The organism is Paraburkholderia sp. BL17N1 (assembly GCF_003634175.1).
In the GTDB taxonomy this organism is placed as follows: domain Bacteria; phylum Pseudomonadota; class Gammaproteobacteria; order Burkholderiales; family Burkholderiaceae; genus Paraburkholderia.
On sequence record NZ_RBIW01000002.1, the window covers coordinates 959,587 to 985,115 of the forward strand.

A 25,529-nucleotide genomic window follows, 5' to 3' on the forward strand; every position below is an offset into this window, starting at 1 on the left:
TGTGATGGACACGGTGGCGGCTTAACACGTCCCTCCGCCGCGGCCTCCGCTTAAAACAATAGTTATGCCTGGCGATATCAGGGATTTCCATGCTCGACGATTCGCCCCTACTCGGACAAGGCTCGATGACAGCGCACCAACGCTGGACCATCCTGGTCGCCAGCACGGGGGGAGCGCTCGAAGTGTTCGATTTCGTCATCTTCGGATTCTTTGCGAGAAGCATCGGCAGCGAGTTCTTTCCGACAGTAACCGGCGTACCGGTGGAGACGTTGTCGTTCACGGTGCTGGCCATCGGCTATCTCTCCCGACCGGTCGGCGGCATCCTCCTCGGGCGATTCGGCGACACGCACGGGCGGCGCCTCGTCTTCGTCTCGTCGGCAATGATCGCCTCCGTTTCGACGCTTCTCATCGGAATACTTCCTTCATACGCGGCATGGGGCGCGGCCGCCCCGGCGCTCCTTCTCGTGCTGCGGCTCATACAGGGCCTCTGCGTCGGCGGTGAATTGCCGGGCGCGGTCGTCTACGCGGTCGAAACCGCGCGCGGCAGGCCGGGGCTTTTGTGCGGCATCGTGTTCGTCGCGGTCAATCTTGCGTTGCTTCTGGCGACGAGCATGAATCTTGCCATGCAATGGGTGCTCACACCTGGGCAAGTCAACGCGTTCGGATGGCGGATCGGCTTCCTGCTGGGTGGAATGGTCGGGCTGTTGAGCTTTGCTTTGCGGCGTACGCTTGCGGAGACCGACGAGTATGCGCAGGCCATCGGCGCCCGCCATCGCGAGCCTCTTGCTGTCCTGCTTCGCAACCATTTCGCTCCCCTGATGACAGGCGCTGCCGCATCGCTGCTGGCAGGCGCGTCGGGCGGCATCTTTATCGGCTTCGCGCCGGGTCATCTGCAAAAGCTTCAATACGACACGCAACAGATCGCGAGTGCCCAGACGTGCTATCTGATCGCCGTAGCTGCCTGCATTCTCGTGACGGCGCACGCTGGCGACCTGTTGCCGCGTCGCTACGTGTTCAGGTTGGGAACCGTCCTGTCCGCGCTTTTCGCGCCCTTCTTCTTCATCGCGGCCGCCCGGCACTATGCGAGCCTGCCCGCGCTGTTCCTGATGGCCGGCGTCGTCAGTTCGATCGCCAACGGAACCTTCGCGTGCGCGATTGCAGAAATGTTTCCCGTCGACGTCCGCTTCAGCGGCGTTGCGACGGCCATGAATCTCGGTCTGTCCGCGTCGCTGGGACTGACGCCGCTCGCGGCAAATTTCCTCGTTTCCGGTCTGCACTGGATGCCCGCACCCGCGCTCGTCATGGTGTTGTGCTCGGCGATTGCATTCGCGGCTTCATTCGGAATGAAGCGCGAGCGGCGGCGCCCCGACATAGTCGCTGTGAGCAGGAACTCGCGATGGCAGGAGCGCAGATGAACACGCCAGAATCCATCCGGATTGCCGATGTCGAGTTGAACATTCAGCGCTACGAATTGCGCCGCGCGGGTGAGAAGGTCAGCCTCGAGCGTCTGCCGATGGAACTGCTGATCCTGATGGCATCCCGCAACGGGCAACTCGTCACGCGCGCGGATATTGTAAGAGCACTGTGGGGCGCGAATGCGTATCGGGAAACGGACAACTGCATCAATACGGCAATCCGGAAAATCCGCGTGGCGCTGCACGACGACCCGGTCAATCCGCAGCACATCATCACGGTGAAGGGCAAAGGCTATCGACTGAATAACGTGCGGCCGATGCCGGAGGAGCCGGTACCCGCTCCACAGGAAGCCGCGCGAATACTGGTTCTGCCGTTCGAAAACCAGACCGGCGATTCCGGCCAGAACAGCTTCTGCGATGCACTGGCTGACGAAACTTCCGCCAGCATCGGCATGCTCGATCCAGAGCGCATCCTCGTCATTTCGAGGACGACTGCCGCCCACTGCAGACGGGTCAGCATGAGCATTGCGGAGATCGCGCGCGAGTTGTCGATCGACTATGTCCTGGAAGGCGCACTCAAGCGCGACGGCGTGAGGATCCGCATTCTGGCGCAATTGATCCGCTGCTTCGATCAGGTGCAGATCTGGAGCCGCGCGTATGAACCGATGTCGCGTGGCGCGCTGGAAATCCAGAAAGAGGTGGGAGCGGCGCTCGCCCGGGAGGTGTCACCCGCGCTCGCGGCACAGCGGCGGCACATGCTGACGAGACGTTTGCCGGTCGATCCGGCGGCACACGATGCGTATCTGCGCGGCCGTTACTACTGGACGCGCCGCGTGCACTTCGATGCGGGGTTTGCCGCGCATCACGCGCTGAGCGACGAGGACTTCGTGCGCGCGCGCGGCTACTTCGAGCGCGCGATAGAACGGGACCCGACTTACGCGCTCGGATATGTGGGGATGTCGAACGTTTTAGGTGCCACGGCAACGCATGGAGTCTGTGCGCCGTCGGAGGGCCATCCGCTAGCGCGGCAGGCGGCGTTGCAAGCACTGGAACTGGACGCCAGTCTTCCTGAAGCCCACCAGGCGCTAGCGGGCGTGCACTATTTCTATGACTGGGACTGGCGGCGTGCCGAAGAAGAGTTCCTCGAAGCGTTGCGGCTGAACCCAAGCCACGCTGAAACGTGCCGCCTATATGCACGCCTGCTGCTGGTGCTTGGGCGAGAAGCGGAAGGCAGAGCACAGTTCGAGCGAGCCGAAAAGGTCGACCCGCTAGGGTTCGAAGGATCGCGCGTATTCGGACTCGTACAGGCAGGCAAATACGACGAAGTGATTCGCGAGTGCCTGCACGCCGGGCGTGGCAATCGCTCCCCGCTCGTCTATCAACTGCTGGCGACCGCGTATGAAGAGCAGGGTCAATACGAGGAGGCAGTCGACGCGACCATCGACGCGCTAACACGGTGCGGCGAATTCGCTCGCGCAGAGACTATTCGCACGATCTGGGAGGCCGGCGGCTATCAAAAAGTCCTTCAATGGTATTTGCAGGATTTGACGGCGAGGCGTCAAAGGCGCTATACGTCGCCGTTTCTGTTTGCGGAAATTTACGCACGGCTCGACCAGCCGGACGAGATGTTTCATTGGCTCGACCTGGCGCTTGCGGAGCATTCGCCGCGCCTGTGCGAGCTTCGTACCAACGCATGGTTTCATCGCTATCGGTCGATGGGGCGATTCCGCAACGTCGAAAAGCGTATCGGCTACTGATCCCGGAGCCCGGCCCCGTCAAGCCGGACGGTCCCGCTCCGAATCGGAGCGTGCCACCGTTACGCGCGACGAGTGTATTCACAGGCACTCACCGTGCGTAACGCGCGGTCGCGCAAAGCTGTTGCGCTGCAGTCAATGGTGGCGGAACGGATTGGCCGCCACACGGCTTTGCTCCGGGGATTGCAGGGTGTTGAGGTCCGGATAGGACTGCCGCGCCGGATTCATTGCCATTCCCGTCTCACCCCTCGACGCGTCGCTGACGCCGCCGACATCCTGAGCAGACGGCGCGGTTCCCGATGGTACGGGTTTGTCTTGCGCCCACGCTTGTCCCACGAACATGCCGATCGCGCAGAGCGCCACGATTCGAAGCGTTTTCATGTCAATTTCTCCTTCCCAAAAGTGCGAGAACGGTCAGTGCATGACCGGCCGTAAGGCGATCCCGGACGGTCCCCGCGAAGATGCGGCGTCGCGTTGCTATCGCTTTGTCAATCCTGCGATCAGATCGTCTTTTGCACCATCGACTGAGTCTAAAGAAATTGTTAACGCGGACCCGATTGCGGATCGGCGGAACGTTGTCGCGCAGCCTGCTCGTTCAAGGCGAGCGTGAATCGGGCCGAATCCCAATCCTCGTCGAGTGCGCGATGCATGAGTTCCTGCTGGCTTTCCGGCGCCAACCCGCCGACCGGCGGGTCGCGGTCGAGGTCGGTGGGGAACGGATATCCCTCTGCGCAGGATGCGATTGCCGCGGTAATTTCCGTGTCGGTTATGCGCCCCGAAGCGCGGCGCTCGCGCAGTACCGGATACAACGCTTCGCACATTCGCGTGCGGTCAAGCACTTCCATCGCCCGGCCATAAGCCGATGAGACCTGCAAGAGGTTCGCCATGCGCTGTACGTCCGTGGTGCGATTTTCGCCGGCCGCATGGAATAACGCGGGACTGAAGAACACGGCATCGCCCTTGGAGAGGGGCAACTGGACGAAATGGTCCTCGAAATACTCGCGAAACTCGGCCCGGCGCCACGCCAGATATCCCTCGTCATAGCGCTGCGAATACGGCAGGAGCTTCGTCGGGCCGCTCTCGACCGGCATGTCGCTATGCGCCACCGCGCCCTGCAAGGTGAGGAAGGGAGACATCCGATGGACGTGCGCGGGATAGCGTTCGGCCTTTTCAGCCGTCTGGAAACCGAGGTGGTAATCGCGATGCGCTTGCTGAGCAGCGCCGCCCGGTCGAACTACGTTGACCTGGGACGTCATCTGGTAGCACGGTCCGAGCCACGCTTGCGACACAATCATCAGCATTGGATTTGAAAAGTATTGCGCGAATACTTCGGGCGCTCGCAGGCAGAGCTTCTCCTGGGCGTTCCAGATCCGGTCATTCGCGCCTGCCTTTGCGAAATGGTCTGCCGCACTGGAGCCTTGCTCGCGCTCACTCTGAATAATGGATTCGAAGACGGCCGTGGCATCGTCGACCGGTCCGGTATCGACAAATGCGCGCCGCAGCACCAGCACCCCCGCGCCATCGTGAAGGACGCGAGCCCATTCCGCCTGCAACTGCGCTCTGTGCGATGCATCGCGTGTCACGCCATCGAGTTGTGGACAGTCGTAAATGGGAATCCGCTGCATGACTTCCGACGCATAGTGGGTCGGGCCGGGGTCATCGCCCTCCAACAGCGCGACAAATTCATCTAAAGCGCAATCGCGCTCGCGGTACCAACTCTGCTCGCGCTTTTCGATGCGATCCTGGCTGTGGCCCATGTCTCTCTCTCCTCTGTACGTCAAGGATAGCGCCACGTCGATGCACTCGCCAGGTGCATGACGGATCGACGCATGAGCCGACCGCTGTCATTGCGCGGGCGCGGTCTGCCCCATCTGCTCGCCAAACTGCAACGCAGCAAGCTGAGCATAGAGCGGCGAGCTCAGGAGGAGTTCAGCGTGACGACCCTGCGCGACGATCCGCCCTTGTTCCAGCACGACAATGCGGTCGGCCTGCTGGACGGTCGCGAGGCGGTGTGCGATGACCAGCGTGGTGCGGTTCTGCGCGGCATTGTCCAGCGCCTTTTGCACCAGCCGTTCGCTGGCGGCATCGAGCGCACTGGTCGCTTCGTCCAGCAGCAGGATGGGCGGATTCTTCAGGATCGCGCGAGCGATCGCGATGCGCTGACGCTGCCCGCCGGACAGCCGCACACCGCGCTCGCCGAGAAAGGTGTCGTAGCCCTGCGGGAGTTCTTCGATAAAGCCGGCCGCGGCCGCCATGTCGGCGGCCCGTTGCACTTGCGCGAGCGTGGCTCCCGGCGCGCCATAGCGGATATTGTCGAGCACGCTCCCAGAAAAAATCACCGATTCCTGCAGCACCACGCCGATCTCCTTGCGCAATTCGACGAGCGGCACGTCACGCGTGGGGACGCCGTTGATCAGAATGCGACCGGCTTGCGGATCGTAAAAGCGCAGCAGCAACTGGAACAGCGTGGTCTTGCCCGCGCCGGACGGACCGACCAGTGCCACGTGTTCACCGGGGCGGACCTCGAGCGAGAGTGCGGAAAGCGCCGCAATGCCGGGGCGCGATGGATACGAGAAGCTGACATCCTCGAAGCGGATGCCCTCGCCTCGCGCCGGCAGCGCGACCGTCGTCTCGGCCTCGACCACCGGCGAGCGCGCCGCCAGCAATTGCAGTAAACGTTCGGTGGCGCCGGCAGCGCGCTGCAAATCGCCCCATACTTCGGCAACGGCGCCCACGGCGCCGGCAGTGAACACTGCGTAGAGAATGAACTGGGACAATTGGCCCGCCGTCATGCGCCCGGCCAGCACCGCCTGCGCCCCGAGCCACAGCACGAATACGATGGCGGTGAACACCAGCACGATCACCACGGCGGTCAACCAGGCGCGCGCGCGAATGCGTGTGAGCGCGGTCTCGAAGGCCGCCTCCACCGCGCCCGCAAAGCGCCGCGTTTCAAAAGGCTCCTGCGTGTACGACTGCACGGTCGGCATGGCATTGAGCACCTCGCCCGCCAGCGCGCTCGTGTTCGCGATCTTGTCCTGGCTTGCGCGCGAGAGCCGTCGCACGCGGCGGCCGAAGATCACGATAGGCGCGACCACCACGACCAGCGTCGCGAGGATGTAGCCGCACAGCACCGGGCTCGTCACCGCCAGCATCGCCACGCCGCCGGTCAGCAGGAAGAAGTTGCGCAATCCCAGCGACAGGCTCGTGCCCACCACGGTCTGGATGAGGGTAGTGTCCGCAGTGAGCCGCGACAGCACCTCGCCGGTCTGCGTGGTTTCGAAGAATTGCGGGCTCATGCTCAGCACGTGATCGTAGACCGCGCGCCGCAAGTCGGCCGTGACCCGCTCGCCGAGCCATGACACGAGGTAGAAGCGCAGCGCCGTGGCGCCGGCCAGTACCAGCGATACGACAAATAGCGCGAGGAAATAGCGGTCGATGTGCCCCCGGTCACCCGCGGCAAAGCCACGGTCGATCAGGTATTTGAACGCCACCGGCAAGACCAGCGTGGCGCCCGCCGAGCTCACCAGCGCGAGGAACGCGAGCGCCCAGCGGCCGGCATAGGGGCGCAGAAAGGGAAACAACGCAAAGAGCGGGCCGATACGGGATGACGGCGACGACGTCTTCGAAACACTGGCGGCAGCGGACTGAGTCCGTGCAACCTCATCGGTTGGCTGAATCACGCGACATCCGCCAGCATCGACCGACGACAACCCGCTGCGGCGCACCGGCAAGCGTATTGGGCTCGAACGTCCTCGTCCGCGGGATCGTCGGTCGTGAGCAGGTATTCGATAAACAGTTCCTCGCCCGCCTCGATCGGCCGGATCGTGTGAATGAAGATGCGGCCATCATCCTCAATGGTCTCGCAGTTCGGCGCGCAGGCGTGGTTCAGCCATCGCGCACTATTGCCTCCGCGGCTTCCGTCGATCACGCGCCCGTCCGACAGGCCAAAAAGAAACGTGTGCCCAGCGACACCTTCGCGCCGATGCCGGCGCACCGCTTCCCGCCAGCTCGTCAATTCGCCCCGGTATTCAAGCACGCACTCACCCGCCGCGAGCGGCCGCATCGCGAACACACCCTTTCCGTGGACTGACGACCGCCGTACGATCACGCGCCGCATACTGGTTCCTTGATTGATTGACACACCAGTGTATACGAGTGCAATTTCGCGCTTGCATGATTTTGTGCCGGCTTTCGGCACACATGGCCGTCATGTCGAACGACAGTCGCCACATGGAGATCGATATCGTTCCTGCACGGCTCGGAACCATCGCCGTACCCTTCCACGTCCTTTATCCCCGCAATCGCTACCTCAGCCGGCGCGTGAGGATTTTCAGAGCCTGTCTCGTCGGGATGTTCGGTGAACTGGGCCAACGGGATTGACCCAAATGGCCGCACGCGGTGATAGATGAACATCTCAATAGATCATCCATTCCTTAAGGAAACCTGACGTAATAGCCTTATTTCGCGCATCCTTTTTCCCATCGCAGCAATTGCTAATGGGTTATGGAATCGAAAGCGTCGCTTCATCCAGACGACTCAATTCCACTGCACATTCTTTCCCGGATTACCAAATATTCCGCAGCAACCTAAAGGACGGGAAATGAAGACGATCAGAATCTGGAAGCGAACGCAAATCGCCGTCGGCCTGGGCGCTGTCCTGCTTGCCGCGCTGTATCCGGCAGGCGCGACGGCGGCCGATGAGCACGATCATCGTGATCATCACCATGAGTCAGTGAAGCATGTGCTGCTGATCAGCTTCGACGGTTTGCACGAACAGGATGTTGCACGCTGCGTCGGATCGAATGCATGCCCGAATCTTGCGTTGCTGGCGAAGGCGGGGACGACCTACACCAACGCGCACACGCCTGGCCTTTCGGATTCGTTCCCGGGGCTCGCTGCGCTCGTCACCGGTGGCTCACCCAAATCCGCGGGCCTGTTCTACGACGTATCCTATGACCGCACGCTATACGCGCCGTCCGATAGCAATTGCACCGGCAAGCAAGGCTGGAATGTCGTATTCGACGAGACTACTGGCATCGACGGCGAGAACGGCGGCGCACTGACGCATCTCGACGGTGGCGGCGCGTTCAATCCGCAGGCCATTCCGCACGCTTTGCTCAATGGCGTCTGTACGCCCGTCTATCCGCACAACTATGTGAAGACCAACACGATCTTCGAAGTGGTCAAACGCAACGTGAAAGGCGCTCGCACTGCCTGGGCGGACAAACATGCGTGGGGCTACGACTGGCTCAATGGACCTTCCGGCACAGGCGTCGACGATCTTTCCCGCACGGAGATCAATTCGATCGATCCCGCCACCAACACGAACTACACCGACGTCTACACGCACACGGAACAGTTCGACAATTTCCATGTGCAGTCGCTGATCGATGAAATTGACGGCAAGGATTCGACTGGCCGATCCGGCGCCGATGTGCCCACCCTGTTTGGGACCAACTTCCAGACTTTGAGCGTCGCCCAGAAGGCAACGGTCGCGAATGGAGGCGGCTATCTGGATGCGAGTTTCACGCCGGGTCCGCAGGTAACCAACGCGATTGCCTATCTGGACAACGCCTTGGGTCGCATCGTGGCCGAACTGAAGCAGCGCGACCTGTATTCGTCGACGGCGATCATCGTCACGGCGAAGCACGGGCAATCCCCGACCGACCATTCAAAGCTGGTGAAGAACGGCGACACACTCTCGAAACTGCTTGAAGCAAACAACTATCTGGATCCGAACGGCAACTTCGGGCAGAACAGCACGAAGAGCGGCAACCTCAATGACGGAACCGGGCTCGCCGGCACAGGGTTCGTGCAGACCGACGACGTCGGCCTGATCTGGTTGCGCGATCAACGCCAACTGCCGGCTGTCGTGAAGACCTTGAAGGACAACCTGAGCTGCAACGCACCCGGCATTTGTGCGGACGGCCCGCAAGCGTACATTCTGTATGGCCCGCAACTGGCCGGCCGGTTCGGCGATCCGCAACGCGGACGCACGCCTGACATCGTCGTTCAGCCGAACCCCGGGGTCATCTATACGTCGAGCGCGACCAAGGACGAAGAGCACGGCGGCAACGCTCCCGACGACAGCCATCTCGGTCTCGTGGTCTACGTGCCTCACGCCCGTCACGCGGGACAGGTGAGCGACGAGCGCGTACTGACCACCCAGGTTGCGCCGACGATCCTGCAGTTGCTCGATCTGGAGCCTGAACTGCTGCACTCGGTCGCTATTGAGGGAACGCGTGCGCTGCCGGAGTTCGATCGCGAGCGGTTCTAGGCGAATGGCGGCACTCTGCCGCTAGTGGGCCACGGCAAATAAGCGAAGCGTCGCGATTCTTTTGGACCTTCAACGCTTCCATGTCGTGTCGTCGGTGGCCTGTGGCCGGCCTGGAGAGTTCCAGGCCGGCCACTCAGTCGCACGCGGTCGTGCTAGAGTCGGGCTCTTTTTCGCTATCGCGTAGCCCTTATGCCGCCACGCCTTGAATCTGAACCCGCCGCTCCGGCAGATCATCAACAAGGCATGGAAAGCGCCGCCGCGACGCAGAGTCTCGACATGCGGATTCCAGCTATCGTGCCCGCGCGAACCGCTCTGGTGGTCATGCATTATCAGACGGACATCATGCGGTTATTTCCATCGGTCGCACCTTCGCTGCTCGCCAACACGCGCAAGCTGTGCGACGCCGCGCGGGCCAAAAGTGTCAGCGTCTATTTCGCCAAAATCCACTTCAGTCCCGGCTATCCGGAAGTCAGTCCGTTGAACAGAAACGGGCAGGGAATCAAGCAACTGGGTCTCTTCGTCGACGACGAGATCGCGCCGGAACTCGGCCAGCTGGCCAGTGAACCGCTCATCATCGCGCATCGTGCCAGCGTGTTCTTCGGTACCGACCTGCAGGCGCGGCTTTCCACGCAGGGGATCGATACGCTAATCATGGTTGGGATAGCGTCGACCGGCGTGGTGCTGTCGTCGGTTGCGTACGCGAGTGACGCGGACTTCCGCTTATTGACGGTCAAGGATTGCTGTTACGACCCGGATCAGGTCGTGCACGATCATCTGTTTTCAACGGCCTTCGATTCGCGCACGACAGTATTGTCGCTCGCCGATGCCTTGTTGTTGCTCGCCTAGCGTGACTGACGTTTTTTCGGCTTTCCACGCTAGTCAGCCGCTCCGCTATGCGCTATTCAGATCGATCTTTGGCGTTCAAGAAAACAGCGGTAAAGACTGCATTGCCATTTGGCGCGGGCGCGGGCGCCGCGAGGCCGTGGGTCGGCCGCTACATACGGAAGCTTGCTCGCTGGCGGAGCCGAGGCGCCTGTTGAGATCCGACAGTGCTTTGCAGACAGACGTGTGATCGGGCATGCCGGCCAATGCCACCTCGAGCCGGTTCAGCAGTTCCGGCAGACTCGATTCTCCAGTCATCTTTCCTGCGAACTTCCGCTTCCGCATAAGACCGCTCCTGATTCGACAGACACTGCGCGCACAGCATCTCATGCTACCAGGTCGACAGGGACGCGTCCAGGCGGGTTCCCTTCGACGTTCATGAGTGAGCGCATCCTTCGCGCTCGAGCCATGCGCGGAACAGCACGACCAGTTCATCCGCCGACTTCGCATCCGGAACGTAAGTGCAATAGCTTCGCGACGGCAAGCGAGGACCGGCGAACGGCGCGACGAGCCGGCCGGCCGCGAGGTCGTCGGCGATCAGAGCGGTCGGTCCCATCGCGACGCCGATCCCGTCGATGGCCGCTTGCAATGTCAGAAAGAAGTGGTCGAAGGTCAGCGCTGCGGCTGGCCTGAGTGCTGGGATCTCCGCGCTCGCCAGCCAGTCCGGCCAAACCCGCGGAAGACTCGACGTATGCAGCAACGTGTGCTGCCGCATATCGTCCGGCGTTCGGAGCGGCAGGCGCTGCAAGAGCGCCGGGCTACAAACAGGCACTCGCTCCTCGGACAGGAAAGGCCGCATCGAATAGCCATAGAACGTGTCCGGGCCGCCCCGGATGATCACGTCGTATGTCTCCTTCAGACTCTCCAACGACTCGTTCGATGTGTGCACACTGACGTCCACGTCGGGATGCGCGGCGCGGAAGATCGTCAGTCTTGGCACCAGCCAGCGCAAGGTGAAGGTCGCGGGCGCATTCACGGACAGTGTCCGGGAGAGCGTTTCAGGGAATCCGTATCGGGCCGTGGCCTGCGAGAGCCCCTCGAACAAAGGACCGATTTCCGCCAGATAAGCCTTCGCTGCCGGCGTCAATGCGACGCGCCGGTTGTGCCGTTCGAACAACGATGCACCAAGCCACTCTTCGAGCGCGCGCACATGCTGGCTCACTGCACCGTGTGTCACGTGCAGTTCGGCGGCGGCTTCCTTGAAGCTGCCGAGACGGCCGGCGGCCTCGAAGGCGCGCAAGGCATTGAGCGGCGGCAGTGTTCGCTTCATTCGCAACAGTTTATCTAACGCGAACCGCCAATTTAACTGGTTTGTGACGGCGCTACAAGATAGATAAGCTTCTTATTGCGCCGCTAACTCTGGCTCGCCCACACTCTTTTCCTGTCCTGAACCCGCATGCTCAGTTACACCGGCGGTCTCGTCCTCATTGCCGCTTTGCTTCACGCGAGCTGGAACGCGATGCTGCACGGCAACCGCGACCGCTTCCTCTCCATGACGTGGATGAGTATCGCCATCGCCGCGGTCGCCACCCTCGTGATCGTATTCACGCCTCGGCCCGCCGACGCGGCCTGGCCGTACGTCGCCGCGTCGGGGCTCGTGCATATCGTGTACAACGTCTGCCTCGTGCGAGCCTATCGTCGCGGCGATCTGGCGCAGGCCTATCCGATCGCCCGCGGCTCGTCGCCGCTGCTCGTCACACTCGGCGCGGCGCTCTTCGCGCATGAGGCGATCGGCCCCTTGCACGCGCTCGGGGTCGCGCTGATCTCGGGCGGCATCATCGCACTCGCGCTGCAGGGCGGGCGCGTGTCGCGCGCGGGTGTATTGGCCGCGCTGGCGACGGGTGCGTCGATCGCGCTCTATACCGTGATCGACGGCATCGGCGTGCGCTTATCCGGCGGCGAACCGCTCGCTTATACCGCCTGGATGTTCATGTTCTACTGGCTGATGCCGGTACTGTTCGTCGCGATGCGCGGGCACGAGGCTCTGTGGACACCCGTGAGAACGGAGCCCGTCGCCGTCGGGTTGTCGCTTGCTGGCGGCCTGGTGTCGATCGCGGCGTATGGCATCGTGATCTGGGCGATGCAGTCAGGCGCGATGGGTGCGGTGTCCGCGTTGCGAGAGACCAGCGTGGTGTTCGCGGTGCTGATCGGGCGCGTGATTTTGCGGGAAGCGGTAAGCGCCAGGCGCTGGCTCGCGTGCCTGATCGTCGCGGCAGGGGCGGTCTGTTTAGGGCTTTGATCAGACAGGATCGCGCCCCGCCCAAATCGAAGCACGCGCTCCTTTTCTTCGGAGTACAAGCAACTTCGCTGCCACGACGGCGGATTCGCCCTACAGTCCGCTAACTACAAAAGTCTTTTTTGTTCTACGCTATAGATGCGGTTCGCGGCGCGTCTCGATGTCTGTCCCGTATCACGGCTATCCGGGGAAGCCACAGACTCCGCTGCACGCCGTAGACGCTATTCCGGCGCGGTACGGTGCAACCGGCCGGAAGTAATCTCGAGACAGTCCTATCGCCATTCAATACTCCGGCAGCCCGGCGGACCTCGCTTCGACCGTGGCACTCGAACCCTGCACCCGACCTATGGAGACTAATGATGTCGATTCGATTAGGAGAAGACGCTCCCGATTTCACAGCGGAAACCACCGAAGGGACGATCCATTTTCACGAATGGATCGGCGACCATTGGGCAGTCCTGTTTTCGCATCCTAAGGATTTCACACCCGTTTGCACCACGGAACTCGGATACCTCGCAGGCCTCAAGCCGGAATTCGATAAGCGCAACACGAAAATTATCGGGCTGAGCGTCGATCCGGTCAGCGACCATACGGAGTGGGTCAAGGACATCGCCGAGACACAGGGCCACGCAATCAATTACCCGCTGATCGGCGACTCCGACCTGAAAGTCGCGAAGCTCTACGACATGATTCATCCCGAAGCGAGCGGCGGCGGCCCGCGCACCGCCGTCGACAACGCGACCGTACGCTCGGTGTTTCTTATCGGCCCGGACAAGAAGGTCAAGGCCATGCTCGTCTATCCGATGAGCGCGGGCCGCAATTTCGACGAAGTATTGCGCCTGCTCGATGCGCTGCAACTCAACGCGAAACACACGGTGGCGACACCGGTCAACTGGAAGCCGGGTGAAGACGTCATCATTCCAACATCTGTTTCCAACGACGCCGCGAAGCAAAAATATCCGCAGGGTTTCAAAACCGTGAAGCCTTATCTGCGGTACGTCGAGCAACCGAAGTAACACGCGCGGATTGAAGCGACGCGCGCCGGACAGTGCAAAGCGTCCGGCGCGCGAGGTGAGTCCGGGTACATTCATGCGCCCGGACCTTCGAGCGGGGCAGCGCCCAACCGGACTGCCGGTGGGATAATCGGCGACACCGCATGGGCCGCCATCTCAAGCGCTCGCGGGAGCGCGCCGCGGAGCGAAAACGTGTTGATCTTCCGGCAGCTATTCGATCAGCAATCGTCTACCTACACCTATCTTCTTGCCGATAGCACGACGCGAGAGGCGGTGCTGGTCGATCCGGTGTTCGAACAGGTGCGCAGGGATGCCGCGCTGATCGAAGAACTCGGCTTGCATCTGCTTTATACGATCGACACCCACGTCCACGCCGATCACGTGAGCGGTGCGTGGATGCTGAATCGCCGCATAGGCAGCCGCATTGCGATTTCGGCGGCGAGCGGCGCCGAAGGCGCGGACCGCTATCTGAGCCACGGCGACAAAGTCGAGTTCGGCTCACGATACCTGATGGTACGCGCGACACCGGGCCATACCGATGGATGCATCACGCTCGTACTCGACAACGAAACCATGGCGTTCACCGGCGATTGCCTGTTGATCCGAGGCACGGGCCGCACGGATTTCCAGCGCGGCGACGCGCACACCCTGTTTCGCGCGGTGCATGCGCAGATTTTCACGCTGCCCGCCGCGTGCCTGCTCTACCCGGCTCACGACTATCGCGGTTTGACGGTCACGAGCGTGGGCGAAGAGCGGCGCTTCAATCCACGCCTCGGCGGCGAACTGTGCGAAGACGATTTCACCGGATACATGACGAACCTGCACCTGCCGCATCCGAAGCAAATCGACGTAGCGGTGCCCGCGAACCTGAAATGCGGCCTCGCGGCGAGCGTCCCCACGCAGATGAGCGAGCCCGATTGGGCGCCGCTGACCTGCAGCTTTGCCGGCATCTGGGAAATTAGCGCTCAGTGGCTGGAGGAAAATCTGCCTGCGGTCGAAATAGTCGATGTGCGGGAACCTGAAGAGTTCAACGGACCGTTGGGACGCATTCCGGCAGCCAGGCTCATTTCATTGGGTGAGCTCGCCGGGCGGACCGCGGAACTGACGAAGGATCGCCCGATCGTGACGGTGTGCCGGGCCGGTGGACGCTCGGCACAAGCCACGGTCATGCTGCGCCAGGCCGGATTCGAGCGGGTGGCCAACCTTCCCGGCGGCATGCTGCGCTGGCGCGCGGAAGGCCGTGTAGTTGAGAACGGCAGCGTATAGCGGTGTAGTCGATGCAGGCCTTCAATGCCGGCGACGCGCCAAGTTATCGAACCAGGGGCGAACGCCGTTTCACCTCTTCCACGCCGCCCCCTCCGGAAAGTGATATTCGTCGAGCGACGCCGCATGCATCTCGATGCTGTAACCCGGACGCTGCGGCGGCATATAACGGCCATTGCGGATCACGACCGGGTCGACGAAATGCTCATGCAGATGATCCACGTATTCGAGCACCCGGTTTTCCAGCGAGGCCGACACGCAGATATAGTCGAACAGCGAAATATGCTGGACGTACTCGCACAATCCCACACCACCCGCATGCGGGCACACCGGCACGCCGGATTTCGCGGCCATCAGCAGAACGACGATGACCTCGTTCAAACCACCCAGCCGACAGCTATCGACCTGACAGAAGTCGATGGCCTGCGCCTGTAGCAACTGTTTGAACATCACCCGGTTATGACAGTGCTCGCCGGTTGCGACGCCGATCGGCCGAAGCCGTTGACGGATGGCCGCGTGGCCGAGAATGTCGTCGGGACTCGTGGGCTCTTCGATCCACCACGGATCGAATTCCGCCAGGCGCCGCATGTTCGCTACCGCTTCGTCGACATCCCACACCTGGTTGGCGTCCATCATCAGCTTCCGGCCTTCGCCAATTTCTTCGCGAAGAATGCGCGCGCGCCGCATGTCCTCGTCGAGATTGCCGCCCACCTTCTGCTTGAAGTGCGTCCAGCCCTGCGCGACGCCTTCGCGCGCGAGCCGGCGGATCTTGTCGTCGTCGTAGCCGAGCCAGCCCGCCGATGTCGTATAGGCGGGATAGCCTTGCACGAGCATTTCCTTTTCGCGTTCGCCCCGCGTCTTCGCATGGCGATGCAGCATCGCAATGGCTTCCTCCGGCGTGATCGCATCGGTCACATAGCGGAAATCGAGGCAACGCACGAGTTCTTCGGGGCTCATGTCGACAAGCAACTTCCACACAGGCTTGCCCTCCGCCTTGGCCCACAGATCCCAGGCCGCGTTGACGACAGCCGCCGTGGCCAGATGAATCGCGCCCTTGTCCGGGCCGATCCAGCGCAACTGACTATCCGACGTCAGCGCGCGCCAGAAAGCGCCCATGTTCGCGGCGATATCCTCAAGCCTTTTACCGACGATCAACGGAGCCAGCGCCTCGACCGCGGCGACGCAAATCTCGTTGCCGCGTCCGATCGTGAAGGTGAGGCCGTGGCCGGTGAGCGCGTCGGGCGAATCGGTTTCGAGCGTGACATAGGCGGCCGAGTAATCCGGCGCGGCGTTCATCGCATCGGAGCCGTCCAGCGAACGCGAGGTGGGAAACCGAATGTCACGGACGGACAGCCTGGTGATCGTGGGCATCTGAACACACTCCTCTGCGACAGCCATCGACTTCGGTCTAATAGCAAAGAGGGCCGTGGCATCGAAGAGATGCCGCGACTCTTCCCTCTCGCCGCATCACGCGACGGCGATCAATCGTAGAGCACGGCTGCGATCTTCGGATCGGTCATATTCGTCTTGTCGTACCAGTAGAAGCCTGTGTCGACTTTCTTCGGCAACTTCTCGCCCTTCAGCGCCTTCACCGCGGAGTCGACCACGCACTTGCCGATGCCGACCGGGTTCTGCGTGATGGCGCCGGCCATCAAGCCCGAATTGATGTCGTCCTTCTGCTCCTTGCCCGAGTCGTAGCCGATCAGCACCAGCTTCTTGCCCGATTCCTTGACGCCGATCGCGGCACCTTCCGCCGAGCCTTCATTCGCGCCGAAAATGCCCTTGAGATTGGGGTTGGCCTGGATCATCGTCTTGGCAATTTCCGCCGACTTCAAATGGTCGCCGCCGCCATATTGGACCGAGACGATCTTGATGTTCGGGTGCTTCGATTTCATTTCATTGAGGAAGCCGTCGCGGCGATCGATACCGGTGCGGCTCGTCTGGTCGTGCACGATCACGCCGACTTCGCCGGCATTGCCGATCGCCTCGGCCATCTTGTCGGCAGCGAGGGCGGCCGCCGCGAGGTTATCCGTTGCACACGTTGTCAGCGGAATATCGCTGTCCACGCCGGAGTCGAAAGCGATCACGGGTATCTTGCCGGCCTGGGCGCGCTTCAATAGCGGAATGGCCGCCTTGCTATCGAGCGCGGCGATGCCGAGTGCCTGCGGCTTCTTGGCGAGCGCGGCCGAGAGCATGTCGATCTGTTTGTCGACCATGGCTTCGGTTTCCGGCCCCTCGAACGTGATCCTGACGTTGTGCTCCTTGGCCGATTGTTCGGCGCCGGATTTGACGGCCTGCCAGAACTGATGCTGGAACCCTTTCGAAATAAGCGGGATATAGGTGTCCGCGTATGTCACGCTCGTCCCGCCAATGAGAGCGCCAACGCCGACCACGACACCGATTAGTTTTCTTTTCAACATGGTGTTTCTCCTCCTAAGATGGGCTATCAACTTCAGCCGTTGGGGAGCTTATGGCGCTCCATTCCTTATCCGGTCCCGTGCCGCGTCAGCTTTTCTTGCGCCGCAAAATATCGCCATAGACGGCGAGAATGATGATGAGACCGGTCACCACGATCTGCCATTCCTGCGCGACCGACATGATGCGCAGACCGTTGGTCAGCACACTCATGATGAACGCGCCGATGATCGTGCCGAGAATCGTGCCCGCGCCGCCGCTCAGCGACGTCCCGCCGATCACCACGGCCGCGATCGCTTCCAGTTCGTAACCCTGGCCTAGCGCCGGCTGCGCCGAATTCAGGCGCGAGGCGATCAATAGTCCGGCAATGCCGCAAATCGCTCCGCTCAGGCCGTAAATGGCGATCTTCCACCTGTCGACATTCACGCCGGACAAACGCACGGCTTCTTCATTGCTGCCGAGCGCAAAGGTATACCGGCCAAGCGCCGTGCGATTGAGCGTGATCGAACTCAGCACCGCGAGGAAAAATAGAATCAGGACCGCGTTCGGCACGGGCAGGCTCGGCAACAGGTCGCCGATCAGCGAATCCTGCGAGATCATGTAGAAGTTTTCGGTGTCGGTAAAATAGATCGGCTTGTCGGCCGAGACAACCAGCGACAGCCCTTTCAGCAGCATCATCATGCCGAGCGTGGCGATGAACGGCGGTATTTTCATTTTCGCCGTGAGCGTGCCCGAAACGGTCCCACAGATCGCCCCGGTGCCGATCGCGGCCAGCACGCCGGTCCACATCGGCAGATGCCAGTAGGTCAGGAACACGCCGCAAATGACCGCGGTGAAGGTCATCAGCGTGCCCACGGACAAGTCGATGCCTCCGGTAATGATGACGAACGTGCAGGCAATCGCCAGCACGCCGTTCACCGCCGTTGCCTGCAGAATCCCGAGCATGTTGTCCATCTGCATGAACGCGGGAGACGCGAAGCTGAAAAACACCAGCAGCAGAATCAGGCTCCCGAAGGCGAGCAGCTTTTGCAAAGCGGTCGGCGTGAAAACGCGGGCTCTCAGGCCCGAAAACGTCTTTTTATTACCCAGCGCCGATGCATCCGATGGCAATGTCATGAAAGACCTCTCGAGGCTCACGCCGCGTTTAGGGGTTCGCGCTGCGTCGCCAGTTGCATGATGCGCTCCTGGGTCGCCCCAGCCGCTGAAAGTTCACCGGTAATGCGGCCCTCGCACATCACGACGATGCGGTCGCTCATGCGCAGGATCTCCGGCAGTTCCGACGAAATCATTATGATTGCCTTGCCCTGGTCGGCGAGCGCGCGCAGCAGCTTGTAGATTTCGCTTTTGGCGCCGACGTCGATGCCACGCGTCGGCTCGTCGAAGAAGAGCACGTCGCAGTCGCGCTCGAGCCATTTGGCAATGACGATTTTCTGTTGATTGCCGCCCGACAGCAGCCGCACTTCCTGCGTCGCGGAAGGCGTGCGAATGCCGAGCAGATTGATGAAATGGGCAGCGGTCTTGCGTATCTGCGCGCGGCGCAGGAAAAAATTCAGCGACAGAAATTTGCGCAAGTTGGACATCACGATGTTCGATTCGACACTCATGCCGGTAGCGAGGCCGAAACGCTTGCGGTCTTCCGAGAGATAGCCGATGCCGCGCGCCACTGCATCGCTCGGATTCCTGATCGATGCCTTCACGCCTTTCACGACGATCTCGCCCGACTCGATCGGATCGGCGCCGAACACCGCGCGGGCGACTTCGGTGCGGCCGGCGCCCATCAAGCCCGCGAAACCCAGTATCTCGCCCTTGCGCAGCGCGAAACTCACGTCTCTCACCAGCGGGCCGGCATTCAGCCTGGTGACTTCGAGGGCGACCTCGCCTTCGTTGGGGACGTGCTGGGAAGGCGCGGCGTCGGTCAAGGTTCGCCCGACCATCATGCCGATGATCGCTTGCACGGTGGTGTCTTTCGCCGCGACCGTGGCCACATATTCCCCGTCGCGCAACACGGTGACGCGGTCGGCAATCTGCTTCAGCTCATCCATCTTGTGCGAGATATAGATGATTCCGACGCCCCGGTTCTTCAGCTCGCGAATGATGCGGAACAGCTCGGCGATTTCGGCGTCGTTGAGCGCCGAAGTCGGTTCGTCCATGATCAGCACGCGCGAATCGAACGACAAGGCCTTGGCGATTTCGACCATCTGCTGCCTCGCGACAGTGAGCGTGCCGACCACCGCGCGCGGGTCGAGAGTCACGTGCATGCGGGCGAGTATGTCGTGAGCTTGTGCGTTGAGCTTGTCTTCGTCGAGGAACAGGCCGAGGCGTCCACGCGGCTCACGGCCGATGAACATGTTCTGCGCGACGCTCAGATGGTTCATCAGCTGGAGTTCCTGATGAATGATGCCGACGCCCACGGCCTGCGCCTCGCGCGGGCTCTGGAAATCGACCGGCTGGCCGTCATAGAGAATTTCACCGGTGTCCCGTGTGTACACGCCGGCGAGAATTTTCATCAACGTCGACTTGCCGGCGCCGTTCTCACCCATTAGCGCATGGACTTCGCCGGCCATGAGTTCGAACTGGACTTCGTGAAGCGCCCTCACGCCAGGAAAGCGCTTGTTGAGCCGTTTGACGGAAATGAGCGGGGTCATGATGCGGACCGAACGACAAATCCGCGAGCGCCGCCAGCCTCATTGCGAGGAGCGGATTGAAACAGCATGGAACGCCGCCGGGCCGGGCGCCGCCGGGTATCGGACTGCAAAGACGGGCGGTGCAAGGCGCGGTTGAAATCGCAACGAGAAGCCAGACGCATTGCTGGGCCCTCAAATCGATGTGCGACGATTTTACGACGCTGGACGCCGCCGGCTCAAGCTTAGGCATTCCCTAATATCACGAGGCCAACGCGCCGCACGCCTGCTTCCCACTATTTGATTTGCCGCTTATTTCAGGCCGATTCGTCGGCCTTTGCTATCAGAACAGTTGGGCGCCGAGTTCGCGCAGGCTGTTCCATTTCACGGTGCTGACAAACGTGCGGCCCGTGGTGTCGAGCGATTCGATCATCGCGCGTTGGCCGCGCGCTTCGGCCACGACGCGTACGATGCGCGCCTGATAGCGCAGCAGCGCGCCAATCGGCGGGCACAGCGCTTCCCGGCGAATCCGCGAGCGTTTCTTTTCCATACCCAATCTATCCAGATGTCCAGCGAGTTGCAGGGCCGCCGACTAGCCACGGCGTCTCTGCGCGTGATGCTACCAGGTCGGCCGGCAATGGTCCAGGCCGTCTGGCGACGCACGGCCTGGCTCGTGGTGTAGCGCCCGCCAGCCGCGAAGCATACGTTAGCCGGAAGCCGCGCTAATTCACCACTAATTCAAGCCCGATACGATCATCGCCATGGTAACGAAGGAGACGACCCATGGCCGACTTCCTTGAATGGCTCATAGATATCTCGATGGCGAGCGCGAGTGCCGCGGCCACCGGTTCGATCTTTCTGCTGCTGGTCGGCGTGGCCGGCGAGACACACCGGCATGTCGTCAAACATCGCGATGCCGGCCGGATCTTACCGCTGTAACTCTATCTTGCCCGACTGGAACAACATGGCCCGCGGCGTGATGTGCTCGCTCGTCTTTGACTTTTCCGCATCAGCCGGTCACTATATCTTTTCATTGTAAAAATACTGCCCGCGACCAGTAACCATGAAAGAAGCAACGTCACGCCGCAAGACGTCGACCTCACCTAAAGCCGCAGCCCCCGCTAAAACCTCAGCCGACCACGCGTCACGCGAGAAACCCTATCACCACGGCGCGCTGCCCCATGCGCTGCTTGAAGCGGCGGAGAACGTGCTACGGCGCGACGGCATTCGCGGCTTGACGTTGCGCGCCATTGCGCGTGAAACCGGCGTATCGCATACGGCGCCCCAGCATCATTTCGGCGACACCGCCGGTGTGTTTAGCGAACTCGCCGCCAGCGGACACCGGCGGCTCGCCGCGACGATGGCGGAGCAGGCAGACGGTATCGAAGCGGGCCAGGCGCGGCGCAAAGCCATCGCCCGCGGCTACGTGAGCTTTGCGCTCGCCAATCCAGATTTGCTGCACCTCATGTCGCGCAGCGAAATGCTCGACGCGGCGCGCCCGGCCCTCGTGCAGGCGCGGCTAGCGTCCGCGCGCGCCCTGGCCGGCGTAGTCAGCGCGCCCACCGACCGCGCCGGGGAAGATAGATCCTCGTCAGGCCGAATCACTGCGGCTCAGGCCATTGCCATGACCGCGGCGTGGGCGTACGTTCACGGGCTGGCTTTGCTTCTCATCGACGGACGCCTGAATGCGCTGGCCGCATCCGCCGACGGTATACGCAGCGCCGAAGATCTGGTGGAAGCCGCGATCGAGCATGTCCAGATCGTTCCCGCCGACCCCGCAGGCAAAGGCCGAAAATGAGCGGGCGGCCTCACGTCGCGATGCCGGAGCGCCCACCCTGGCGTTAATGCGATGATGGCGCGCACGCTCTCGCGTTTTGGTCACTCGTTCCTCTTGTCGCCCACAGACATGCTCAAATCGCTCCGCAACCAGCTCGTTATCGCAATTGGCGCCGTGGTGAGCCTGTTCGCCATTCTGCAGGGCGTCAGTTCCTACCAGTTCTGCGTGGCCGGCATGAGCGCGGTGCTCGACCTGCGCATGGAACAGGTCGCATCGCGTTTGCGAATCGGCTTCGGCGAAGGGATTCCGAAGGTGCCGGCGCGCGGATCGCAAGACGCGCGCGATATTTTCATCGTCATCTGGAAAGATGGCGAGACGCAGCCGGTGCGAACCACCGAGCCATCGCTGCTCCTGCCGCGCGATGCGGCCGCGGGCTTCACGTCGCCGGTAGTGAATGGCGAACGGTGGCGGATCTATACGGCTCGCGGCGGCGCTCAGACCGTGCAGGTCGCGCAACGCCTCTCAGTACGTCATGAGATCGAGGAGACCGCCGCGACGAAGACGCTCTGGCCGATCGTCGTGTTCATTCCGCTCGTGTGGGCCGCTGTTATCCTCGTCGTGAATCATTCGTTGCGGGAACTGAACCGGCTTGGCAACGAAGTCCGCGTTATCGATGTGAACCATCTGCAGGCGCTGCCGCTCGCCCGTGTACCCACCGAATTGCTGCCCTTCATCCGCTCGATCAATCTGATGATAGAGCGGCTTGCCCGCTCTATCGAGAGTGAACGCAAATTCATTTCCGACGCCGCGCACGAGTTGCGCACGCCGCTCACGGCGCTGCAATTGCAGGCCGATAATCTGCAACGCGACATTGTGCCCAGCAATCAGGAACGGTTTCGCGCGCTCCAGGGCGGCATCACCCGAAGCAGCAATCTGATTTCGCAGTTGCTGCGGCTCGCGCGCGCGGACGCGCCGCCGGTCGGTCAATCGCTGACACGGTCCATGGTCAGCGTCGATGTCGCGGCCGCCGTCGTCAACGCTATTTCAGACGTGCTGCCGATTGCCATGCAGCGTGGCATCGATATCGGCGCGAACGAAATGGCCAGCGCCAACGTGCGCGCAATCGAACTCGACATCGGCACGGTGATCAAGAACCTCGTCAGCAATGCGGTTCGCTATACGCCCGACGGCGGCACGATCGATTTGTCGACCCGCGTGCACGACGGCATGGTCTCTGTCGAAGTGAAGGACACCGGCTTGGGTATCGACGAAACCCTGCTGCCTCGCGTGTTCGACCGGTTCTTTCGCGCCAATACGGACATTGAAGGCAGTGGGCTGGGGCTATCGATTGTGAAAGCGATTGTCACGCGGTACGGCGGGACGGTAACGCTGCGCAATCGCGATGACGGGCAGTCCGGCATCGTTGCGACGGTCAGTTTGCCGATCGAGCCGGATGGTGCCGGTTGACGCGTTTCATATCTGGTTTTAGTGACGCAAGTAAATCGACTTCAGGCCTACGTCATAGCCGGGATGCAACAATTCGGCGGGAGCTGTACTCGCATGCGTGCCGTTGCTGCCGAGAGCCGCAGCCGTATGCGCCGACATCTGCGGCGAATCGATACCGATCACTTCATAGGCCACCGTTTCGACCTGCATTTCGTCGATCGGCGCGGCGGGCTGTGCGAACGCCGCAGTCGGCAAAGCGATCATGCCGGCGATCAGTGTGTTACGCAAAAACTTGTTCATGGTCCTTCTCCTTCGAAATTCCCGCTTCATTCTGGGTATGGAATACAGCTCGCGTTATCGCGAAGTTGTTGGCCGGTTATTCGCGACTCCGTTCCCAATTGAACGGCGGTTCTTTACGAAGTACCCCGGCCAGCCACGAATACATATTGCACGCCCAGAATTAGCGCTGAATGAGGGAGTTCGAATTACCCGCCTTGCCCTTCGGCCAGCCCTGTCCGCACTGCGTCGTGCTGCGCCGGGCGTGCGGCGCCGAGGGCTTGCACGCGCCTGCGCCGCTCCAGCCATTGCGCGCATTCCCCGACGATGCCGCGTTTGAACAGCAACACGCAGGCGACGAACATCACGCCGGTCAACACGCTGACCGACTCGCCCAACCCTTGAAACCAGGCAATTTGCGTCACGTCGGCCAGCCAGCCGCCAAACGCAGCCAACCTGGATTCCAGCACGACGACGATCACCGCCCCAACCACCGGACCCAGCCGCGTTCCAAGGCCACCGATCAACGTCATCAGAATGACCGTGCCGGATAGCGACCAATGCACATCCGAGAGTGTCGCGAAACCCAGCACCAGCGTCTTCATCGCACCGGCAAGCCCCGCTATTGCCGCTGATAGTACGAACGCGAGTAGCTTGAAACGATCCACGTCGTAACCCAGCGAAATAGTCCGCGCTTCGTTCTCGCGCAGCGCCGTGAGGATTCTTCCAAACGGAGAATGAATGACGCGGCCAAGAAACAGAAAGACGACCGCCGTGGTCGACAGAATCACGAAATACAGCGTTAGATCGTTATCGAGCGGAAGCACACCGAACAGACGCCCGCGCGGCACGCCTTGCAAACCGTCTTCACCACCCGTGAACGGCGCCTGAACGCAGAAAAAGAACAGCATCTGCGCAAAGGCCAGCGTCACCATTGCAAAATAGATTCCTTTGCGGCGAATCGCGAAAAGCCCGAATATCAACCCGAGCGCCGCGCCCACACCGGTACCGAGAAGCAACGCCACCTCCGGAGGCCAGCCGTGGTCCCGCATGGCGCTGCCCGCGATAAAAGCGGCCCCGCCAAAAAACGCCGCGTGCCCGAATGACAGCAAGCCGACATAACCGAGCAGCAAATCCAGCGAGCACGCGAACAGTGCGAAACACATCAGCTTCATCAAAAACACCGGATAGGCGCCCAGCCACGGAGCGACGGCCAAACCGCCCAACACCACAACCCCTACAATCCAATTTCGCATGATGTGCCTCACTTCGAATTGCCAAACAGACCGCTTGGGCGCACGAGCAGCACGAGCGCCATGATCACGAATACAACCGTCGCGGACCCTTCCGGATAGAACATCTTGGTCAGCCCTTCAATCAGGCCAAGGCACAGACTGGTAATGACCGATCCCGCGATCGACCCCATGCCGCCGATCACAACAATCGCAAACACGGTGATGATCACGCTCTGGCCCATCAGCGGCGACACCTGCATGACGGGTGCTGCGAGCACGCCGGCCAGCGCGGCGAGTGCCACGCCGCCGCTGTATGTCAACGTAACCATGGCAGGCACGTTGACGCCGAATGCCGCGACTAGCTTGGGGTTCTCTGTCGCCGCCCGGAGCAGCGCACCGAGGTTCGTACGCTCGACCGTCCACCAGACTCCGGCGCACACGAGCAACGACGCCACCACCACCCATCCTCGATACGCGGGCAGCACCATGAAACCCAACTGCATGCGTTGCATCAACCCTTCGGGCGCGGAATAAGACATGCCCGATGCGCCATAAAAGGACCGGCACAGTCCTTCTATGATCAGCGTCAGGCCCAATGTGAGCAGCAGTCCGTAAAGATGATCGAGCTTGTAGATCCGGCGCAGCATGGTCCGCTCGACGAGCGCCCCTAACGCGCCCGCCACGAACGGCGCGGCGATCAGCATTGGCCAATAGCCGAGACCCAGATAGTTCGTGCCTATCCATGCGAAAAGCGCCCCGAGCATGAAGAACGCGCCGTGCGTGAAGTTGATGACGTTCAGCAGCCCAAAAATGAGGGACAAGCCCAAACTCAAGACAGCATAGAAGCAGCCGTTCATGAGACCGAGGACCAGTTGGCTGGAGAACGCCGCAAGCGGAATACCAAAGAGTTCCACGATGA

At 61.7% G+C, this 25,529-nt stretch carries 23 protein-coding genes; 10 read left to right on the forward strand and 13 right to left on the reverse strand.

The annotated features are described in order from the left end of the window. The first annotated feature begins 125 nt into the window (after positions 1 to 125). A complete protein-coding gene (locus tag B0G82_RS24215; protein ID WP_241974821.1) occupies positions 126 to 1,415 on the forward strand; it encodes an MFS transporter in 1,290 nt (429 codons plus the stop codon). Continuing rightward, the gene (locus tag B0G82_RS24220) at positions 1,412 to 3,172 is read left to right on the forward strand and encodes a winged helix-turn-helix domain-containing protein (RefSeq protein WP_116148972.1); all 1,761 of its coding nucleotides are present in this window, start codon (positions 1,412 to 1,414) and stop codon (positions 3,170 to 3,172) included. Before B0G82_RS24215 ends, B0G82_RS24220 begins: the two co-directional genes overlap by 4 nt. A gap of 132 nt (positions 3,173 to 3,304) precedes the next feature. On the opposite strand, the gene B0G82_RS24225 is transcribed toward B0G82_RS24220, so the two are convergent. The 4 genes from B0G82_RS24225 to B0G82_RS24240 all read right to left on the reverse strand — a co-directional run bounded on the left by B0G82_RS24225 (position 3,305) and on the right by B0G82_RS24240 (position 7,286). Beyond that, a complete protein-coding gene (locus B0G82_RS24225) occupies positions 3,305 to 3,550 on the reverse strand; it encodes a hypothetical protein (protein WP_116146105.1) in 246 nt (81 codons plus the stop codon). A 161-nt stretch (positions 3,551 to 3,711) separates the two neighbouring features. Then, a complete protein-coding gene (locus B0G82_RS24230) occupies positions 3,712 to 4,926 on the reverse strand; it encodes a phytanoyl-CoA dioxygenase family protein (RefSeq protein ID WP_121309294.1) in 1,215 nt (404 codons plus the stop codon). Positions 4,927 to 5,013: 87 nt separating this feature from the next. Next, complete coding sequence (locus B0G82_RS24235) at positions 5,014 to 6,768, reverse strand: ABC transporter transmembrane domain-containing protein (RefSeq protein ID WP_121310811.1); 1,755 nt, start codon at positions 6,766 to 6,768, stop codon at positions 5,014 to 5,016. Between the two features lie 77 nt (positions 6,769 to 6,845). Continuing rightward, on the reverse strand, positions 6,846 to 7,286 hold the full coding sequence (locus B0G82_RS24240; protein ID WP_116146110.1) for an SET domain-containing protein-lysine N-methyltransferase: 441 nt from the start codon (positions 7,284 to 7,286) through the stop codon (positions 6,846 to 6,848). A gap of 483 nt (positions 7,287 to 7,769) precedes the next feature. On the opposite strand from B0G82_RS24240, the gene B0G82_RS24250 reads away from it, so the two are divergent. Both B0G82_RS24250 and B0G82_RS24255 read left to right on the forward strand, forming a co-directional pair. Next, positions 7,770 to 9,446 (forward strand): alkaline phosphatase family protein, encoded by a 1,677-nt coding sequence (locus B0G82_RS24250; RefSeq protein ID WP_121309296.1) that lies wholly within the window; start codon positions 7,770 to 7,772, stop codon positions 9,444 to 9,446. Positions 9,447 to 9,689: 243 nt separating this feature from the next. Continuing rightward, positions 9,690 to 10,292 carry an isochorismatase family cysteine hydrolase gene (locus B0G82_RS24255; protein ID WP_121309297.1) on the forward strand — a complete coding sequence of 201 codons (603 nt, stop codon included), beginning with the start codon at positions 9,690 to 9,692 and terminating at the stop codon, positions 10,290 to 10,292. Positions 10,293 to 10,704: 412 nt separating this feature from the next. Here the strand turns inward: B0G82_RS24255 and gcvA are convergent, their stop codons facing one another. Then, complete coding sequence (gene gcvA / locus B0G82_RS24260) at positions 10,705 to 11,598, reverse strand: transcriptional regulator GcvA (protein WP_121309298.1); 894 nt, start codon at positions 11,596 to 11,598, stop codon at positions 10,705 to 10,707. A gap of 126 nt (positions 11,599 to 11,724) precedes the next feature. On the opposite strand from gcvA, the gene B0G82_RS24265 reads away from it, so the two are divergent. The 3 genes from B0G82_RS24265 (at position 11,725) to B0G82_RS24275 (ending at position 14,843) form a co-directional block, all read left to right on the forward strand. Further along, positions 11,725 to 12,567, forward strand: a complete 843-nt coding sequence (locus B0G82_RS24265) for a DMT family transporter (protein WP_121309299.1) — start codon at positions 11,725 to 11,727, stop codon at positions 12,565 to 12,567. Positions 12,568 to 12,923: 356 nt separating this feature from the next. Further along, positions 12,924 to 13,580 carry a peroxiredoxin gene (locus B0G82_RS24270; RefSeq protein WP_106279132.1) on the forward strand — a complete coding sequence of 219 codons (657 nt, stop codon included), beginning with the start codon at positions 12,924 to 12,926 and terminating at the stop codon, positions 13,578 to 13,580. 192 nt (positions 13,581 to 13,772) lie between these two features. Further along, positions 13,773 to 14,843, forward strand: a complete 1,071-nt coding sequence (locus B0G82_RS24275) for an MBL fold metallo-hydrolase (RefSeq protein ID WP_116146120.1) — start codon at positions 13,773 to 13,775, stop codon at positions 14,841 to 14,843. A 69-nt stretch (positions 14,844 to 14,912) separates the two neighbouring features. Here B0G82_RS24275 and B0G82_RS24280 read toward each other — a convergent pair whose 3' ends face one another. The 5 genes from B0G82_RS24280 to B0G82_RS24300 all read right to left on the reverse strand — a co-directional run bounded on the left by B0G82_RS24280 (position 14,913) and on the right by B0G82_RS24300 (position 20,426). Next, positions 14,913 to 16,211, reverse strand: coding sequence for an L-fuconate dehydratase (locus B0G82_RS24280; protein WP_121309300.1), 1,299 nt, complete (start codon positions 16,209 to 16,211; stop codon positions 14,913 to 14,915). Positions 16,212 to 16,321: 110 nt separating this feature from the next. Next, complete coding sequence (locus B0G82_RS24285) at positions 16,322 to 17,260, reverse strand: ABC transporter substrate-binding protein (RefSeq protein ID WP_106300398.1); 939 nt, start codon at positions 17,258 to 17,260, stop codon at positions 16,322 to 16,324. Between the two features lie 85 nt (positions 17,261 to 17,345). Continuing rightward, positions 17,346 to 18,371, reverse strand: coding sequence for an ABC transporter permease (locus tag B0G82_RS24290; protein WP_106278503.1), 1,026 nt, complete (start codon positions 18,369 to 18,371; stop codon positions 17,346 to 17,348). 17 nt (positions 18,372 to 18,388) lie between these two features. Then, the gene (locus B0G82_RS24295) at positions 18,389 to 19,900 is read right to left on the reverse strand and encodes a sugar ABC transporter ATP-binding protein (protein ID WP_116146127.1); all 1,512 of its coding nucleotides are present in this window, start codon (positions 19,898 to 19,900) and stop codon (positions 18,389 to 18,391) included. Between the two features lie 319 nt (positions 19,901 to 20,219). Beyond that, positions 20,220 to 20,426, reverse strand: coding sequence for a hypothetical protein (locus B0G82_RS24300; RefSeq protein WP_106278507.1), 207 nt, complete (start codon positions 20,424 to 20,426; stop codon positions 20,220 to 20,222). Between the two features lie 233 nt (positions 20,427 to 20,659). On the opposite strand from B0G82_RS24300, the gene B0G82_RS39820 reads away from it, so the two are divergent. The 3 genes from B0G82_RS39820 to B0G82_RS24310 all read left to right on the forward strand — a co-directional run bounded on the left by B0G82_RS39820 (position 20,660) and on the right by B0G82_RS24310 (position 23,120). Continuing rightward, positions 20,660 to 20,815, forward strand: coding sequence for a hypothetical protein (locus B0G82_RS39820; RefSeq protein ID WP_158608191.1), 156 nt, complete (start codon positions 20,660 to 20,662; stop codon positions 20,813 to 20,815). A 124-nt stretch (positions 20,816 to 20,939) separates the two neighbouring features. Next, positions 20,940 to 21,674 (forward strand): TetR/AcrR family transcriptional regulator, encoded by a 735-nt coding sequence (locus B0G82_RS24305; RefSeq protein ID WP_121309301.1) that lies wholly within the window; start codon positions 20,940 to 20,942, stop codon positions 21,672 to 21,674. 108 nt (positions 21,675 to 21,782) lie between these two features. Continuing rightward, positions 21,783 to 23,120: a HAMP domain-containing sensor histidine kinase gene (locus B0G82_RS24310; RefSeq protein WP_121310813.1), complete on the forward strand. Its 1,338-nt coding sequence runs from the start codon at positions 21,783 to 21,785 to the stop codon at positions 23,118 to 23,120. A gap of 18 nt (positions 23,121 to 23,138) precedes the next feature. On the opposite strand, the gene B0G82_RS24315 is transcribed toward B0G82_RS24310, so the two are convergent. From B0G82_RS24315 to B0G82_RS24325, 3 genes are all read right to left on the reverse strand, one after another. Beyond that, on the reverse strand, positions 23,139 to 23,399 hold the full coding sequence (locus tag B0G82_RS24315) for a hypothetical protein (RefSeq protein WP_121309302.1): 261 nt from the start codon (positions 23,397 to 23,399) through the stop codon (positions 23,139 to 23,141). A 185-nt stretch (positions 23,400 to 23,584) separates the two neighbouring features. Beyond that, the gene (locus tag B0G82_RS24320) at positions 23,585 to 24,631 is read right to left on the reverse strand and encodes a branched-chain amino acid ABC transporter permease (protein WP_121309303.1); all 1,047 of its coding nucleotides are present in this window, start codon (positions 24,629 to 24,631) and stop codon (positions 23,585 to 23,587) included. Positions 24,632 to 24,639: 8 nt separating this feature from the next. Then, positions 24,640 to 25,524 (reverse strand): branched-chain amino acid ABC transporter permease, encoded by an 885-nt coding sequence (locus B0G82_RS24325; RefSeq protein WP_121310814.1) that lies wholly within the window; start codon positions 25,522 to 25,524, stop codon positions 24,640 to 24,642. Positions 25,525 to 25,529: the final 5 nt, after the last annotated feature.

Bases quoted from the DNA above. Each gene is read 5' to 3' on its own strand.
- B0G82_RS24320 (WP_121309303.1), bottom strand. From the start codon at position 24,631: ATGCGAAATTGGATTGTAGGGGTTGTGGTGTTGGGCGGTTTGGCCGTC.
- B0G82_RS24300 (WP_106278507.1), bottom strand. From the start codon at position 20,426: ATGGAAAAGAAACGCTCGCGGATTCGCCGGGAAGCGCTGTGCCCGCCG.
- B0G82_RS24240 (WP_116146110.1), bottom strand. From the start codon at position 7,286: ATGCGGCGCGTGATCGTACGGCGGTCGTCAGTCCACGGAAAGGGTGTG.
- B0G82_RS24220 (WP_116148972.1), top strand. From the start codon at position 1,412: ATGAACACGCCAGAATCCATCCGGATTGCCGATGTCGAGTTGAACATT.
- B0G82_RS24315 (WP_121309302.1), bottom strand. From the start codon at position 23,399: ATGAACAAGTTTTTGCGTAACACACTGATCGCCGGCATGATCGCTTTG.
- B0G82_RS24280 (WP_121309300.1), bottom strand. From the start codon at position 16,211: ATGCCCACGATCACCAGGCTGTCCGTCCGTGACATTCGGTTTCCCACC.
- B0G82_RS24290 (WP_106278503.1), bottom strand. From the start codon at position 18,371: ATGACATTGCCATCGGATGCATCGGCGCTGGGTAATAAAAAGACGTTT.
- B0G82_RS39820 (WP_158608191.1), top strand. From the start codon at position 20,660: ATGGCCGACTTCCTTGAATGGCTCATAGATATCTCGATGGCGAGCGCG.
- B0G82_RS24270 (WP_106279132.1), top strand. From the start codon at position 12,924: ATGTCGATTCGATTAGGAGAAGACGCTCCCGATTTCACAGCGGAAACC.
- B0G82_RS24265 (WP_121309299.1), top strand. From the start codon at position 11,725: ATGCTCAGTTACACCGGCGGTCTCGTCCTCATTGCCGCTTTGCTTCAC.
- B0G82_RS24285 (WP_106300398.1), bottom strand. From the start codon at position 17,260: ATGTTGAAAAGAAAACTAATCGGTGTCGTGGTCGGCGTTGGCGCTCTC.
- B0G82_RS24225 (WP_116146105.1), bottom strand. From the start codon at position 3,550: ATGAAAACGCTTCGAATCGTGGCGCTCTGCGCGATCGGCATGTTCGTG.
- B0G82_RS24295 (WP_116146127.1), bottom strand. From the start codon at position 19,900: ATGACCCCGCTCATTTCCGTCAAACGGCTCAACAAGCGCTTTCCTGGC.
- B0G82_RS24255 (WP_121309297.1), top strand. From the start codon at position 9,690: ATGGAAAGCGCCGCCGCGACGCAGAGTCTCGACATGCGGATTCCAGCT.
- B0G82_RS24250 (WP_121309296.1), top strand. From the start codon at position 7,770: ATGAAGACGATCAGAATCTGGAAGCGAACGCAAATCGCCGTCGGCCTG.
- B0G82_RS24305 (WP_121309301.1), top strand. From the start codon at position 20,940: ATGAAAGAAGCAACGTCACGCCGCAAGACGTCGACCTCACCTAAAGCC.
- B0G82_RS24215 (WP_241974821.1), top strand. From the start codon at position 126: ATGACAGCGCACCAACGCTGGACCATCCTGGTCGCCAGCACGGGGGGA.
- B0G82_RS24310 (WP_121310813.1), top strand. From the start codon at position 21,783: ATGCTCAAATCGCTCCGCAACCAGCTCGTTATCGCAATTGGCGCCGTG.
- gcvA (WP_121309298.1), bottom strand. From the start codon at position 11,598: ATGAAGCGAACACTGCCGCCGCTCAATGCCTTGCGCGCCTTCGAGGCC.
- B0G82_RS24230 (WP_121309294.1), bottom strand. From the start codon at position 4,926: ATGGGCCACAGCCAGGATCGCATCGAAAAGCGCGAGCAGAGTTGGTAC.